Annotated in this window: 14 protein-coding genes; 5 read left to right on the top strand and 9 right to left on the bottom strand. The window is 39.7% G+C overall.

Annotated elements, in window-relative coordinates; genetic code table 11:
- Nucleotides 1-3 precede the first annotated feature (3 nt).
- Both IAE20_RS04185 and IAE20_RS04180 read right to left on the bottom strand, forming a co-directional pair.
- The gene (locus IAE20_RS04185; RefSeq protein ID WP_200481195.1) at nt 4-489 is read right to left on the bottom strand and encodes an NUDIX hydrolase; all 486 of its coding nucleotides are present in this window, start codon (nt 487-489) and stop codon (nt 4-6) included.
- Nucleotides 490-631: 142 nt separating this feature from the next.
- Nucleotides 632-1,966, bottom strand: a complete 1,335-nt coding sequence (locus IAE20_RS04180) for an MFS transporter (protein WP_200481194.1) — start codon at nt 1,964-1,966, stop codon at nt 632-634.
- A 123-nt stretch (nt 1,967-2,089) separates the two neighbouring features.
- Between IAE20_RS04180 and IAE20_RS04175 the strand changes: the two genes are divergently transcribed.
- Complete coding sequence (locus IAE20_RS04175; protein WP_200481193.1) at nt 2,090-2,974, top strand: LysR family transcriptional regulator; 885 nt, start codon at nt 2,090-2,092, stop codon at nt 2,972-2,974.
- A 107-nt stretch (nt 2,975-3,081) separates the two neighbouring features.
- Here IAE20_RS04175 and IAE20_RS04170 read toward each other — a convergent pair whose 3' ends face one another.
- The 4 genes from IAE20_RS04170 to IAE20_RS04155 all read right to left on the bottom strand — a co-directional run bounded on the left by IAE20_RS04170 (nt 3,082) and on the right by IAE20_RS04155 (nt 5,895).
- Nucleotides 3,082-3,618, bottom strand: coding sequence for a gamma carbonic anhydrase family protein (locus tag IAE20_RS04170; protein WP_200459612.1), 537 nt, complete (start codon nt 3,616-3,618; stop codon nt 3,082-3,084).
- A 91-nt stretch (nt 3,619-3,709) separates the two neighbouring features.
- On the bottom strand, nt 3,710-4,858 hold the full coding sequence (gene dacC / locus IAE20_RS04165) for a D-alanyl-D-alanine carboxypeptidase PBP5/6 (protein ID WP_200459611.1): 1,149 nt from the start codon (nt 4,856-4,858) through the stop codon (nt 3,710-3,712).
- 114 nt (nt 4,859-4,972) lie between these two features.
- Nucleotides 4,973-5,374 carry an MCR_0457 family protein gene (locus IAE20_RS04160; RefSeq protein WP_200481192.1) on the bottom strand — a complete coding sequence of 134 codons (402 nt, stop codon included), beginning with the start codon at nt 5,372-5,374 and terminating at the stop codon, nt 4,973-4,975.
- A 146-nt stretch (nt 5,375-5,520) separates the two neighbouring features.
- Nucleotides 5,521-5,895 carry an MCR_0457 family protein gene (locus IAE20_RS04155; protein ID WP_200481191.1) on the bottom strand — a complete coding sequence of 125 codons (375 nt, stop codon included), beginning with the start codon at nt 5,893-5,895 and terminating at the stop codon, nt 5,521-5,523.
- Nucleotides 5,896-5,996: 101 nt separating this feature from the next.
- On the opposite strand from IAE20_RS04155, the gene surE reads away from it, so the two are divergent.
- From surE to IAE20_RS04140, 3 genes are all read left to right on the top strand, one after another.
- Nucleotides 5,997-6,773 carry a 5'/3'-nucleotidase SurE gene (gene surE / locus IAE20_RS04150; protein WP_200481190.1) on the top strand — a complete coding sequence of 259 codons (777 nt, stop codon included), beginning with the start codon at nt 5,997-5,999 and terminating at the stop codon, nt 6,771-6,773.
- A 133-nt stretch (nt 6,774-6,906) separates the two neighbouring features.
- Complete coding sequence (locus IAE20_RS04145) at nt 6,907-7,761, top strand: peptidoglycan DD-metalloendopeptidase family protein (protein WP_200459607.1); 855 nt, start codon at nt 6,907-6,909, stop codon at nt 7,759-7,761.
- A 108-nt stretch (nt 7,762-7,869) separates the two neighbouring features.
- Complete coding sequence (locus IAE20_RS04140) at nt 7,870-8,799, top strand: LysR family transcriptional regulator (RefSeq protein ID WP_200459606.1); 930 nt, start codon at nt 7,870-7,872, stop codon at nt 8,797-8,799.
- 142 nt (nt 8,800-8,941) lie between these two features.
- Here IAE20_RS04140 and IAE20_RS04135 read toward each other — a convergent pair whose 3' ends face one another.
- Nucleotides 8,942-10,153, bottom strand: coding sequence for an aspartate aminotransferase family protein (locus IAE20_RS04135; RefSeq protein ID WP_200459605.1), 1,212 nt, complete (start codon nt 10,151-10,153; stop codon nt 8,942-8,944).
- 162 nt (nt 10,154-10,315) lie between these two features.
- Between IAE20_RS04135 and grxD the strand changes: the two genes are divergently transcribed.
- Nucleotides 10,316-10,657, top strand: a complete 342-nt coding sequence (gene grxD, locus IAE20_RS04130; protein ID WP_004988322.1) for a Grx4 family monothiol glutaredoxin — start codon at nt 10,316-10,318, stop codon at nt 10,655-10,657.
- A gap of 72 nt (nt 10,658-10,729) precedes the next feature.
- Here the strand turns inward: grxD and IAE20_RS04125 are convergent, their stop codons facing one another.
- Nucleotides 10,730-11,965 carry a multifunctional CCA addition/repair protein gene (locus IAE20_RS04125; RefSeq protein ID WP_200481189.1) on the bottom strand — a complete coding sequence of 412 codons (1,236 nt, stop codon included), beginning with the start codon at nt 11,963-11,965 and terminating at the stop codon, nt 10,730-10,732.
- Between the two features lie 94 nt (nt 11,966-12,059).
- Nucleotides 12,060-14,330: an NADP-dependent malic enzyme gene (locus IAE20_RS04120; RefSeq protein WP_200481188.1), complete on the bottom strand. Its 2,271-nt coding sequence runs from the start codon at nt 14,328-14,330 to the stop codon at nt 12,060-12,062.
- Between the last annotated feature and the right edge of the window lie 103 nt (nt 14,331-14,433).

Genomic DNA, 14,433 nt, shown 5'->3' with positions numbered 1-14,433 from the left:
GGACTAAGCATCCAGATTTGAATTAAAAGAAGGAGAGTGGTGCTCATAAATAAGCGATAAAGGATAACGTTGTCCGCTTAGTGCATCTTGAATGGCTTTGGTAACTAACGGACTGCGAGCACGTGCTGTTTCCTGTAATTCATTCAGGTTCATCCAGACAGCACGGATAATGCCAGTATCTAAAGTGGCATTTAGATCTGCCTTTATACTATGGGCTAAAAAGCAAAAACGGTAATAAGTCCGATCTGGAAACATTGGCGGGGTATAGGTATAAATGCCAAGCAGAGCATCAATTTCAACGCTATGACCTGTTTCTTCTAGTGTTTCACGAATAGCTGCTTCGATTAGGGTTTCACCACATTCAACATGACCCGCGGGCTGATTAAATACAGTGTGGGTCACGCCTTCGGTATGTTCTTCTACAAACAGAAAACGACGATCTTTTTCAACAACTGTGGCAACGGTAATATGCGGTGTCCAAGCGGTCATAAAAAGCACCCTGATTTAAAAGCAGTATGATACAAAATTTGAGGCTTTTTGGCTATGACTTAGAGCAAGATTGAGTTTTTATTAACTCAAAAAATGCTGACAATATTCAACTTTCAAAACATGCGATGGTTGAAATTGAATACTATCTTATACTTCGGAAAATGCTACTTAACGTGGCAATAAAAGCAAACATAGCACCTATCCAAAGCATGCTGGCTATGGGACTATTACTTAAATGAAGGCTAAAAGCAACCAGAGTAGCGCCCAATGCTTGACCAGAGATTCTCGCAACATTAAGCATGCCACCAGCGACACCACTTCGTGCCAAAGGTGCACTTGAGAGTAGTAGTCGTTGATTTGGCGTTAAAAATAATCCAAAACCTAAACCACACATCATCATGATGATAACAAATGCCCAAATAGGTAATTCACCATTAAAAGAGGCCAGCACAGCGATGCTACTTCCTAGTAACAATAACCCTATATTTCCAAGATGTGCAGCTGAAAAGTGATTAGTCAATAAACCTGCCAACGGCGCGACCACAGCCCCCATGATCGGCCAGGGTGCAATTAAAAAACCGATATATAGGGCTGAAAGACCATATTTAAATAAAATATAGGGTAAGGCAATAAACATTAGTCCTTGAGTAACAAATGCAGAAAATCCTGTGAAGATCGAAAGTGAAAATATTGAATTCTGGAATAGGTCAAATGGAAAAATGGGCTGATTATGTTTAGAGTCCCGAATAAATAGAAAAATAGCGCTTATAATGCCTATAAATAAAAAGAGTAAAACCCATGAAAGAGAAATCGTAACCGCATATTCACCTAATGCATAAATGATGCAAGAAAACATAATAATAGTGAAAATAGCTGAAACATAATTAAAAGGTGTATTGACGTTATTTTTATGATTAGGTAGAAATAATGAAAAAATTAATGCGCATATTCCGATGGGAATATTGACCAGAAATAACCAGTGCCAACTCATTTTTGACAAAATAATGGATGCAGTAACGGGGCCTCCTGCTAAACCAAGCGCAATAATAAAAGCATTAATCCCTAGACCAAACCCTAATTCTTTTGGAGTGTAAAGTAACCGAACCAAAGCAATATTTGTTCCGAGAATGCTGGCTGCTCCAAGTCCTTGTAAAGCTCGGGCAAAAATTAATTCATGAATTGAGTGCGCATAACCACAAAGAAATGAAGCAACGATAAAAATGCATAAACCAGATAAAAAGACTTTTTTATAGCCAATTCGATCTGAAAGGACAGTAAGCGGTAACATCAAGGCTGCCATTACAAGTTGATAGCTATTTATTACCCAGATGGACTGAACGAAAGAGCTGTTCAGCTCTTTGCCAATATAGGGAAGTGCTGTATTTGTAATCGCAGTATCTAGACTCGCAATAATTACTGCAAGACTTAATCCAGAAATGGCAAGATACTTTAGCCAAAATGGCTGGTAATGATTCATAGATTCCGCAACTTTAATCAACCTTGTTTAAAACTAACATGTGCCTTATATTTGTGAGAATAATCAAAATTGCATAAAACTTTTGCATATTTGCAAAAATAGAAAAGTTTAGGAATTAAAAAAATGGATGCAATTCAATCGTTCATAAATATAGTAGAGACTGGTAGCTTATCTGGTGCAGCAAAGAAAATGGGGATATCAGTGTCTACCATTAGTCGCCAAATTACGACACTGGAGGAAAGGCTGCGATTAAAACTACTCATCCGTTCAACGCGTAAAATTGTTTTAACCGAAGATGGCAATGCATATTATGCTTCGGTAAAAGAAATATTGAATGAATTAAATCAATTAGAAAATCAGCTCAAAGATAAAAACAGGGAACCATCTGGTGACTTGCATATTAGTGCGCCTACATTATGGGGACGCAACCACTTAGTTCCTATGCTTTCTGATTTTATGATGCAATATCCAAAAATAAATTTGACAGTTACCTTATTGGATCGACCTGTAAGCCTTTTAGATGAAGGGATCGATATAGCTATCAGGGTGGGTACATTAGAAGACTCATCCTTATTATGTCGTACATTAGGACATATCCGATGGGTTTTATGTGCATCACCTAGATATCTTGAAAAAAATGGTACACCTTTGCAACCCGATCACCTGATGCAGCATACGTGTTTAATCTATAGTCAAAATAAACATGGAAATGAATGGGAATTTCAAGGGAAAAACTCAAAAAGAAAAATTAAAGTACCAGTCAGAATGAGATCCAATTCGCTAGATGCTGTGGTTACTGCATCTTTAAAAGGAGCTGGAATTGTCATGACACCAAAATGGTTTGTAGATAAGCAAATACAGCAAAAAGAACTCGTGATATTAATGCCTGAATATGAGCTACCTGCGCGGCCAATCTATGCTTTATTTACCCATAACCATTTGATGACAAATAAGGTTCGAGTTTTATTGGATTATTTAATTTTTAGGCTCGAACAAATCTATTTTTAGTGCGTATTTCTTAGTCTCCTCCATATTTTGTACAAGGATATTGATTTTAACACGACTTGAAAGCTGAATTGTTTTTCAGAAGTTTTAAAACAGCTCGAACATACGGCTTAGCTGTTTTTATAATTATCCTTCACTTTCACATAATTCTGTGCTGAATAAGCTAAAAATGCTTTTTCTTTGTCAGTCAGTGGCCGAACTTTCTGTACAGGACTGCCGACATATAAATAACCACTTTCCAGAACTTTTCGTGGAGGTACTAAACTCCCTGCGCCAATCATGACATCATCTTCGATTATGACATCATCCAGAATGACGGTATTGATACCTATTAAAACTCGATTGCCAATAGTACAACCATGTAGGGTAACATGATGGCCAATCGTTACATCATCACCAATAATTAAAGGTGAACCTTCAGGTTTTGTCGTCTGCTTATGCGTAACATGCAGCATGGAATGGTCTTGTACGTTACTATTTTTACCAATTTTAATGCTATTGACATCGCCACGAATCACTGCAAAAGGCCAAACCGAAACATTCTCAGCCAATTGAACATCACCGACAACCACAGACATCTCATCAATATAACAACTGTCATCAATTTGAGGATATTGATTTAAATAAGGGCGAATGTTTTTGGTCATGACGGGCTTCAAAATCAAATAGGATGAAATTATAAAATAAAAAAGCATTCAGACTAAAGCATCTGAATGCTCATTTTACAGCTTCTAAAAATTAGAATAGGTTACTAAAGAACATTTTGATATGGTCAATCATGCGAGCAAAGAAACCTGCTTCTTCTACTGGTTTTAAAGCAACCAGTGGTTTTTCTGCAATAACTTTACCATCAAGGCTTGCAACAAGTTTACCAACCACTTGGCCTTTAGCTAATGGCGCATTTAGTTTAGGCTGTACCACTAATTGGGTTTTGATATTGTCAGCCTGACCTTTAGGCATTGTAACGTTAAAGTTTTCAGCTAAACCAATTTGAACTTCATCCTCTTTACCGAACCACACTTTTGCTTTGGCCAAAACCTGATTTGCTGGCTGAACATTGACCGTTTCAAAGTTAGCAAACCCCCAAGCCAATAAAGTACGCGTTTGAGAGGCGCGTTCATTCATGCTCGGTGTTCCAAAGATGACCGAAATCAAACGCATTGGGCCACGTTTGCTGGATGTGGTCAAGCAGTAACCCGCTTCATTGGTGTGGCCAGTTTTTAAGCCATCTACACTTGGGTCAGTATAAAGTAAGGCATTACGGTTACCTTGTTTGATCCCATTAAATGTAAATTCTTTTTCTGAATAAATTGGATAATATTTTGAACTGTCTTTAATAATATGTTGCGCAAGGATAGCCATATCTTTTGCAGAAGAATAATGACCATCAGCAGGCATTCCCGTTGAATTTATAAAGTGTGTATTGACCATGCCAATACGTTTCGCTTCCTGATTCATCATGTGGGCAAAGGTGCCTTCATTACCCGCAATATGTTCAGCCATTGCAACAGAAGCATCGTTACCCGATTGAATGATAATTCCACGCAGCATTTCCAGAACTGTTGCTGTACCATTAAGTGGTACATACATACACGATTCTGTGCTGCTTCCACGACACCATGCTGATTCGTTCATACGAACGCTTTCATTTTCAGTCAAATCGCCCTTTAAAAGTTTCTGCTCAATGATGTAACTAGTCATCATTTTTGTCATTGAGGCAGGGGCGAGATGTTCATTTTCATTCTTCGATGCGAGAATTTGCCCAGTCTCATAATCCATTAATACATAAGCTTTATTATTTAATTCTGGGGGTGCTGATAAAACAGTTGCTGCATATGAAAATGAAGGTAAAAGTATGAGTGCAGCAAGGGCGCTTTTTTGAATCATTCTAGGTGGTTCCGATAACTTGTGTGAAGCAGACGAGCCTAGCATTTTAGGATAAAGCCAAGCCGACTTCTACGGCAAAAGTCGGCTTATTTCATACATATTGTAAATAATAAGTTATTTCGAATAATAATTACGGACATCATCGCAAATTTGACGATTTTCATCATCCGATGCCTTTTTGGCATCTGCACGGGCTTCTTTTAAAGCAGGTTGAAAATCTTTAGATTTTGCGCGTTTTTTTAAAGTTTCAACCGCATTTGGTTCATTATTTAAATAGGCTTTAACCAAATTTTCGTAGGCTTTATTAAACTTTAAATCTTTACCGATCAAACTCGGACAGACTTCAGAAAGTACATAAATTGCAGCAAGTTCCTGTGGTGTCACGCTGTCAGATGTTGGGGTAACTTCAATTTGTTCGGCTTCTGCTTTTTTGTCTTTTGCGAATGCAGGGGTTGCGAAAGCGCTCGTTGCAAGAAAAAAAGACAACCCAGCTATTTTAAACACATTTTTCTTCATAAAAACTCAAAATAAGACTTAAGGAATTTGAACCACTTATAGCATAAAAAAGGGTTTAAAATTGTATCTTTGCTGTAGGGCTTATGCAGTTATGTGGTTCTAAATATGAAGAATTTAGAACCCATAGAAGATTTTCTGGGGCAGATTTATTCTTGAAAACTGAGTACATCTTCACATACAGATTTTTGTTCCTCTGTAGATGTTTCTTTGAGAGTTATATGTGCTTCCGCTAATAAAGATTTGTACTCAGCATCATTTTGTAGAGTTGCAAATGTCATAGATTGGTCAGAATACTCTTTTAAATTTATTTGAATCAATTTTTGAATATTCTGTTCAAATTTAGCTTGCTTGCCAATTAGCGCAGGACAAACTTCACTTAAAACCTGTGTTCCAGCAATATCTTCTTTGACTAAAGCATTACTTTCTACCTGAGTTAGACCTTCAGCTGCTAAAGTTGTTTGACTAAAGGTGATCGCCATTAAACTAATAAGACAAAAGTGAGATGTAAATAACGTTCTCATGATTTCACAAAATTATTGATGAATTAAGTGGCTAAATATATATAATTCAATGAATATTTCAATTGAATAACCTCATCAGTCATTTATCGAGATCGTGTTTTGTGAATATTCTTATTGCCAATGATGATGGTGTATTTGCACCAGGGATTCAGGCACTTGCTCAAGCTTTAAAACCTTTAGGTCGTGTTGTAGTGGTTGCTCCAGAAAGTGAACGAAGTGGTTTCTCCAGTGCTTTAACGCTGGATCGACCTTTACGTCCAATTCAGATTGCACAAGATGTATGGGCGGTTAATGGGACGCCTGCCGATTGCGTTTATCTTTCCATGAATGGGTTGTTTGACTTTGAATTTGATCTGGTTGTAAGTGGGATCAATAGTGGAGCAAATCTTGGGGATGATGTGCTGTATTCGGGTACAGTAGGCGCAGCATTTGAAGGTCGCTTGATGAAACAGCCTGCGATCGCGGTGTCACTAGCGGGTAGTAATGTGCGTTCTTATGAACATGCTGATAATTACGCCGTTGCCGCTAAATGGGTACATGATTTTATTGCAAGAGGGTTGCCAAGTTTGCCGCCCCGTCACATTTTGAATATCAATATTCCTGATGTTGCAAAGCTTCAAGGCGAAAAAGTAACTTATCAGGGGCTTCGTGCACAGTCCAAACCTATTACCAGTCATGTTGATCCGCGTGGTCGCCAAGTGTATTGGATTGGGCTTGCTGGTGAGGCTGTGACAGATCCGAAAAGAGCTCCAAGTCATGTGCAGTCCGATTTTTTTGCGGTCGCCAATGGTTATGTCAGCATCACACCGATCCAAATGGATGCGACCAATTATGGAGTACTTGAAGATTTACAGAGAACATTATCTTCATCTATTTGATAAAACGCATGCTTAAGCTGCATAGAATGTTATAACTTTGTGAAAAAAAGAAGGAGGAACGTGCGTCTTCGTCCTTTTTTGGTACTCTTAGCGCAAATGTCTGTTGTTTTATATTGATGAGAGAGGGAGATCGATGCGATTGCTTCGACATGAGACTGAAATATTATTTATTTCCAGCCATAAATTTCTAAAAATAATAATGATGTCTGTGGCGGTTGGTTCCGCACTTGCAATCACGGGGTGTGCCTCTAAACCGCAAGTTTCTAATTCGACACGCGTGTTGAATTCGCCAGATTATTATACAGTACGTTCGGGAGATACCTTAAGTGGCATCGCCGCACGTTATGGATTGAATTATATTAATATTGCTGAATTAAACGATATTGCGCCCCCATATCGCATTTACGTAAATCAGTCTTTACGTCTGAAAGGATCAGCAACCAAACGTACCACGACGACACAGGCGATTACTCAAACAGCTCCAATACAACGTCAAACTATTGCATTACCTACTACACCGACAACCACAACTCAGACGACAACATCGCGTCCAGTCACACAGCCTGTTGCACCAGTAACGACGACAGCACCCGTGATTACACCCACACCTACATCCAGTAGTTTACGTTGGGTTAAGCCTTCAACAGGGCCAATTATTCAACAATTTAATCTGGCTAGTAATGTCAAAGGGTTACGCTATGGTGGAAATGTTGGGGATCCTATTTATGCCGCTGCAAATGGGCAGGTCGTTTATGCTGCCGATGGCCTTAAGGAATATGGTAATTTAGTTCTGATTAAGCACATAGATGGCTACATTACAGCCTACGCTCATAATAGTAAAACGCTAGTAAAAAGTGGCGATAATGTCACAGCAGGACAAAAAATTGCAGAAATGGGCTCATCGGGGGCCAGCCGGGTCATGCTAGAGTTCCAAATTCGTTTGGATGGCAAGCCAATTAATCCTGCAAATATTATCCCAATTAACTAGTTGGAAATTGAAATTAAATAATGCAAAAGCTGGATTTCTCCGTATAATACAATGAGATGCCTTTATCAAATAGTGATAACTGCGTCTCATAAGTTTAGAGGGAAATTTATGTTAGATCAACTTCGAGCAATGGGAGTGTTTGCTTGTGTTGTAGAGAAAAGTTCGTTTAGTGGTGCTGCCCGTGATCTGGGTATTACCACCAGTGCAGTGAGTCAACAGATTCGGTCTCTAGAGCAGGACATGGAAGTTACACTTCTACACCGTTCTACCCGTAAACTAAGCTTAACTGAGGCTGGACAGGCTTTTTTCCACAGTTGCCAGGAAATGCTAGCTGCTGCGGAACGTGGCAAGATTCGTATTAATGAACTGCGTGACGATTTGGTGGGGGATTTGCGTATTGCAACAACTCCTGAATTAGGCGCCTTACATGTTGTCCCAGCTTTATCTCACTGGATGTCCGCACATCGTGGATTATCTATAAATTTTGAAGCAGATCATCGGTATATTGATCTCATAGAAGGGCGAATTGATATTGCCATTCGTATGAGTCCAAAAATCGAAGATCAAAATTTAACCGTGATTCCAATGGCGAGAGTCGATCAGGTATTGGTCGCTTCACCAAGTTATTTGAATCAATCAGCCCCCATTTCGCGTCCTGAAGATTTAAAGAATCATGATCTGATTCCAGTTAATCTAATGAATAATTATCAGCATTTTTCATTTCAGCATGCGACCAATGGTGAATCTGCAAATATTGACATGAAAACTCGTCTACAAACGAATAATGTTTTTGTAGCGAAATCTTTATGTCAACAAGGACATGGTTTAACTAGAATTCTATATCTGGATGTACAAAAAGAGTTGATCAATGGCTCTTTGGTTGAAGTATTGCCAGAGTGGAATTTACCCGCATTTACACTTTATGCAATTACGTCCAAACGTGAACAGCAGCCAATGAAGATTCATCGTTGTTTGGATGCTTTAAAGCAATATTTTAGTCAGTTACCCGGTGGTCGAACTTTTCAAGAAGCCTCTTAAAAATTAGAGAGGGGTTATGGACTAAATTTTAAATGCCATACGGATCGAGTTATGCAAATAGCTCGATTTTTTATGTTTGGAGTTCATTAAAAAGCCACAACATCGTCGCGGCTTTTAAGGCGGAACGTTTAACTGAAACGGACTAAGCTAAAAATTGCTTAATTGCAGGGACTAAACGTGACAATAAATCATCAGCTTGATCCTGAGTCATATTTAGTGGTGGAAGTAAGCGAACCACTGAACCTGCCGTGACATTTACAATCAGTTTATATTCATCACGAGCAATTGCGACGATTTCAGCACATGGTTTTGGTAATTCGACGCCAATCATCATACCAAAACCACGGACTTCAACATTAAAATCTGAAAGTTGTTTACGTAATTGCTCGACAATATAACTTCCTACTTTCGCAGCATTTTCAACAGCATTTTCTTGTTGGATAGTATCAATAACGGTATAAACCACACGTGAACCAAGCACCGTGCCACCATAAGTTGAACCATGACTACCTGGTCCAAGTATACCAACAGCTTTTGCTTGGGTCATTACGGCACCAATAGGAAAGCCATTTCCTAAGCCTTTAGCGGTTGTTAAAACATCTGGAATAATATTGGTATGTTGATAAGCAAAATATTTACCGGTACGACCATTTCCAGTCTGGATTTCGTCTAGCATCATGAGCCAGTTATGCTGATTACATAAAGCACGAACATCTTCTAGATAACTAAAACCTTGCGGTGCGGTATTAATACCCCCTTCACCTTGAATAGGTTCGATTAAAATAGCAACAATATCAGGATGTTGTAGAGCAACCTCTTGTAATGCCTCTAAGTCCCCAAACGGTACGCGGATAAACCCTTCAACTAGAGGAAAAAAACCTTCTTGAACTTTACTGTTACCTGTTGCAGATAATGTGGCAAGCGTTCGGCCATGAAAAGACTTTTCAGCAACTACGATTTTTGGATTTTTAATCCCTTGTTGACTAGCATATTTACGTGCGATTTTAATCGCACCTTCGTTCGCTTCTGCACCACTATTTGAAAAGAAAATTTCTTGCATACCTGCAACTTCAGCTAGTTTCTGTGCAGCAGCGGTTTGCCAAGGTATTTCAAATAAATTGCTGGTATGAATTAGGGTTGCAGCCTGTTCTGCAATTGCTTGCGCTATAACAGGATGTGCATGACCCAGTCCACAAACTGCAATACCTGTAAGTGCATCCAGATACTCTGTACCATCTTCTGTATAAAGATAAGAACCTCGTCCTCGTACAAAACTGATCGCTTGGCGGCCATAAGTCGCCATCAAATGCGAAGGTTGATCAGGTTGTACAGGGGCGAGAGTAATGTGATTCATGACGAACTCTTATCTGTTGGATAAAAAGGAAAGCGTTTATATAAGCAAAAATGACCAAAGAATGAAAGAGCTAAACGAAATTAAAATAGAATTATCGTATTCGATCCTAACAAAGAGACTGGTTTTAGGTATAATGCATGCAGAATAGTTGAGGATTTATCTATGACTGAACAAGCACGTGACACCGAAGCATTGATTCGCGATCAAATTGCCAAACATTCGGTTTTACTTTATATGAAAGGCACTCCACAGTTTCCACAATGTGGTTTTTCTGCGCGTGCAGTTGAAGCGCTCAGTCAAATTGGTCGTCCATTTGCCTATGTGAATATTCTGGAAAATCCAGATATCCGTGCAACACTTCCACAAATTGCTAACTGGCCAACATTTCCACAACTTTGGGTAAATGGTGAGTTAGTGGGTGGTAGCGATATCATGCTGGAAATGTTCCAAAATGGTGAATTAAAACCTTTAATTGAGCAATATAGCCCAGCGCCAGAAGCTTAATTTTAGTGATTGATATAAAAAAACCTGAGATTTTCTCAGGTTTTTTTATGGACTTTCATATCAGAGTGTAATTTAAACATTACTTTCATATTGCTGTTTTAGATGCGCTAAAGCTTCAATGCGGTATTGGATCAGCATTTCTCCAATCTCCGCTCCGTGAATATCCTCTGGTAAATCCGAGGCTTTAATTGAACGGACAATTTGCATGGCTTTACGCATATAATCTGCTTGCGGATAGGCACGATCTTCTAAACCTAATCGCCCACGTGCATCACACTCACATGCCTGAATGAAAGCTTCAACGCGTTCAGGGCGTCTAAGAACATCTAAGCGTTGTAACAGGCGCCATAGGGTTCCCGGTTTAAGAGTAATGGACTGATGGCATTTTAGGTGCTCTTTACAGACGGATACAGCTAATTGTTTAAGTAGCGTAGGGACTTTTAATCGATCAGATAAGTTTTGTACAGGCAGCACCCCACGTTCTTCATGCATGATATGCCGTGGAAGTTCATCTGGAGGGGTTAATGCTTTGCCCAAATCATGCACTAAAACGGCATAGCGGACATCGAGTCCATAATTTGCATTACATGCCTGTTGTAACGCCATGAGAGTGTGTATGCCGCAGTCAATTTCTGGATGGTATTCAGGGCGTTGTGGTACACCAAAAAGAGCCTCAATTTCTGGAAATAAGCATTTGAGTGCGCCACACTGGTGTAAAACCTCAAAATACACGTGAGCATGTGTTTCCATTAATGCTCTGGAGGTTTCCTTCCAGATACGTTCAGGCGTAAGCGCGTCAAGTTCGCCAGAATCACTTAATTTTTGCATTAAATTCAGAGTTTCGGGGGCAATTTGAAAACCGTATTGAAAATAACGAGCTGCAAATCGCGCTACCCGGAGTACTCGAAGAGGGTCTTCCAAGAAAGCATCTGATACGTGGCGTAATAGTTTCAGTTCCAAATCCTGACGACCCCCGTAAGGATCGTATATCTCGCCAGAAGCTTCATCCATCGCAATAGCATTGATGGTCAGATCTCGTCTTATTAAGTCATCTTCTAAGGTAACGTCTGGATCTGTAAAAAATTGAAACCCATGATATCCCACACCAGATTTGCGTTCTGTGCGTGCAAGCGCGTATTCATCCTTTGTTTTTGGGTGGAGAAATACTGGAAAATCTTTGCCAACAGGTTGATAACCTTGATCCAGCAATTGCTGTGGTGTAGCTCCAACCACGACATAATCTTTTTCGTGATAGGGATGCCCAAGTAAATGATCGCGTACGGCACCGCCTACTAAATAAACATGCATGAAAAAACCTCTGTTCTTAAGCTAATCATGCTACAGAACAGAGGTTTTCTCAAGTCACAAAGTTAAGCTTTTCTTTTAACTTCAGTCTTAGAAATTAGCCACCACTTTGTTGAATTTCAGCTACAGTAAGTGCAGTCATGTTCAAAACACGTCGAGTCGTTGCTGTCGGTGTGAGGATATGAACAGGTTTTGCCGCACCCAGTAAAATAGGGCCAATAGTAACATTATTGCCAGAAGTTGCTTTAAGCAGGTTGAATGAGATATTCGCTGCATCCAGATTTGGCATAATCAATAAATTTGCAGACCCTTTAAAGCGTGAATTTGGGAATGCAAAATGGCGAATACTTTCATCAAGCGCAGCATCGCCATGCATTTCACCTTCAACTTCAAGCTCAGGTGCACGCTCAGATAGTAAACGATAAACCTCACGCATTTTTTTAGCGCTTGAATCATTTTGGTCACTACCAAAACTAGAATGAGAAAGTAAGGCGATACGTGGAGTAATACCAAAACGGCGAACTTCTTCAGCAGCCATGATCGTCATATCGACAAGCTGTTCAGCAGTCGGATTAGTATTGACATACGTGTCTGCAATAAACAGATTACGATCTTGAAGCATTAATGCATTAAGGGTAAAGAAGTTATTTACACCTTCTTTAAGTCCGATCACATTACTGACAAAATCCAAATGGATATCATAACTACTGTATGTACCACAAAGCATACCGTCTGCTTTGCCAAATTTTACCAAGAGTGATGCAATTAGAGTTGAACGACGACGCGCTTCACGTTGAGCATATTCTTCGGTTACACCCTTACGTTGCATAATCTGATGATAATCTTTCCAGAACTCTTCATAAAGTGGATTTTTCTCTTGATCAACAATCTCAATATTGGTGCCGTGTTCTAAGCGTAGTCCCAATTTTTTGATGTTGGATTCAATCACAGCGGTACGACCGACCAAAATCGGGAAAGCAATACCTTCATCAACCGCGATTTGTGCAGCACGAAGTACGCGCTGATCTTCACCTTCTGCATATGCAATACGTTTAGGATCAGTTTTAGCCTGTGAAAAAATAGGTTTCATCATAAACGCTGAGTTATATACAAACTCAGAAAGTTTTTGACGATAAGCTGAAAAATCTTCGATTGGACGAGTCGCAACACTTGAATCCATTGCTGCTTTTGCAACAGCCGGAGCAATTTCAAGAATTAAACGTTGATCTAATGGGCGTGGAATCAAATAATCACGACCGAAGGAAGCCGATTTTTCACCATAAGTGGCTGCATCTGCTTCCACATGTGCCATACGTGCAATTGCATGGACACAGGCGATTTTCATTTCTTCGTTAATCGTTGTTGCGCCAACATCTAACGCTCCGCGGAAAATGTAGGGGAAACATAAGGCGTTATTAACCTGATTTGGATAATCAGAGCGACCAGTTGCCATAATGACATCTGGACGAACTTCATGTGCATGTTCCGGTAGAATTTCAGGATCAGGGTTGGCCAATGCAAAGATAATTGGATTCTCTGCCATTTCTTTGACCATTTCTTTGGTCAGAATACCTGCCGCAGAAAGACCCAGGAACATATCCGTACCCGCCATAACTTCATGAAGTTTGGTCTGTGGAATATCCTGAACATAGCGCTTTTTAGAATCATCCAGACCTTCACGTGAAGTGGTTAGAAGACCACGTGAGTCAGCAACGGTAATGTTTTCTTTGCGAACGCCAAGAGCACATAATAAATCTAGACAAGATAATGCTGCGGCACCTGCACCAGAAGCCACAATTTTAATATTTTCAATTTTTTTATTGACCAGTTGAAGCGCATTTAATAATGCTGAACCGACAATAATACTGGTTCCATGTTGGTCATCGTGGAACACAGGAATGTTCATGCGTTCGCGTAGCTTTTTCTCGATATAGAAGCATTCTGGTGCCTTGATATCTTCAAGGTTAATACCACCAAAAGTAGGTTCCAGGGCAGCAACAATGTCCACAATTTTATCTGGATCATTTTCCGCAATTTCAATATCAAAAACGTCTACGCCCGCAAATTTTTTAAAGAGAACGCCTTTACCTTCCATAACAGGCTTAGATGCCAAAGGTCCAATATTACCTAGACCTAAAACCGCCGTACCATTACTGACCACTGCGACCAGATTTCCGCGGGCAGTATATTTTGCCGCTGTAGAAGGATCGCGTTCAATCTCTAAACATGGAGCTGCAACTCCTGGAGAATACGCAAGTGCCAAGTCATGTTGGTTGACAAGTTGCTTGCTAGGAGTAACGCTGATTTTCCCTGGAGTAGGATTTTCATGATAATACAACGCAGCCTGTTTTAATGATTGATCGTCCATCTGAATCTCGATTGTTACATGAGTTAACTAGTGAATGCTTGGGTGTAAGGGTAAATCCTTGCGAATATAACATTAGTTGGGCTTCACGCCCAGTCAAAAACTA

The sequence above is a fragment of the Acinetobacter sp. S54 genome (assembly GCF_016624945.1).
Taxonomy (GTDB): domain Bacteria; phylum Pseudomonadota; class Gammaproteobacteria; order Pseudomonadales; family Moraxellaceae; genus Acinetobacter.
Note: the sequence above shows the minus strand (reverse complement) of the source record. Positions and strands in the feature narration are given on the sequence as shown.

What these genes read in the sequence shown, in the direction of transcription:
- IAE20_RS04175 (WP_200481193.1), top strand. Translation starts at nt 2,090, where the DNA reads ATGGATGCAATTCAATCGTTCATAAATATAGTAGAGACTGGTAGCTTA.
- IAE20_RS04170 (WP_200459612.1), bottom strand. Translation starts at nt 3,618, where the DNA reads ATGACCAAAAACATTCGCCCTTATTTAAATCAATATCCTCAAATTGAT.
- IAE20_RS04120 (WP_200481188.1), bottom strand. Translation starts at nt 14,330, where the DNA reads ATGGACGATCAATCATTAAAACAGGCTGCGTTGTATTATCATGAAAAT.
- dacC (WP_200459611.1), bottom strand. Translation starts at nt 4,858, where the DNA reads ATGATTCAAAAAAGCGCCCTTGCTGCACTCATACTTTTACCTTCATTT.
- IAE20_RS04185 (WP_200481195.1), bottom strand. Translation starts at nt 489, where the DNA reads ATGACCGCTTGGACACCGCATATTACCGTTGCCACAGTTGTTGAAAAA.
- IAE20_RS04155 (WP_200481191.1), bottom strand. Translation starts at nt 5,895, where the DNA reads ATGAGAACGTTATTTACATCTCACTTTTGTCTTATTAGTTTAATGGCG.
- IAE20_RS04180 (WP_200481194.1), bottom strand. Translation starts at nt 1,966, where the DNA reads ATGAATCATTACCAGCCATTTTGGCTAAAGTATCTTGCCATTTCTGGA.
- IAE20_RS04140 (WP_200459606.1), top strand. Translation starts at nt 7,870, where the DNA reads ATGTTAGATCAACTTCGAGCAATGGGAGTGTTTGCTTGTGTTGTAGAG.
- IAE20_RS04125 (WP_200481189.1), bottom strand. Translation starts at nt 11,965, where the DNA reads ATGCATGTTTATTTAGTAGGCGGTGCCGTACGCGATCATTTACTTGGG.
- IAE20_RS04135 (WP_200459605.1), bottom strand. Translation starts at nt 10,153, where the DNA reads ATGAATCACATTACTCTCGCCCCTGTACAACCTGATCAACCTTCGCAT.
- IAE20_RS04160 (WP_200481192.1), bottom strand. Translation starts at nt 5,374, where the DNA reads ATGAAGAAAAATGTGTTTAAAATAGCTGGGTTGTCTTTTTTTCTTGCA.
- grxD (WP_004988322.1), top strand. Translation starts at nt 10,316, where the DNA reads ATGACTGAACAAGCACGTGACACCGAAGCATTGATTCGCGATCAAATT.
- IAE20_RS04145 (WP_200459607.1), top strand. Translation starts at nt 6,907, where the DNA reads ATGCGATTGCTTCGACATGAGACTGAAATATTATTTATTTCCAGCCAT.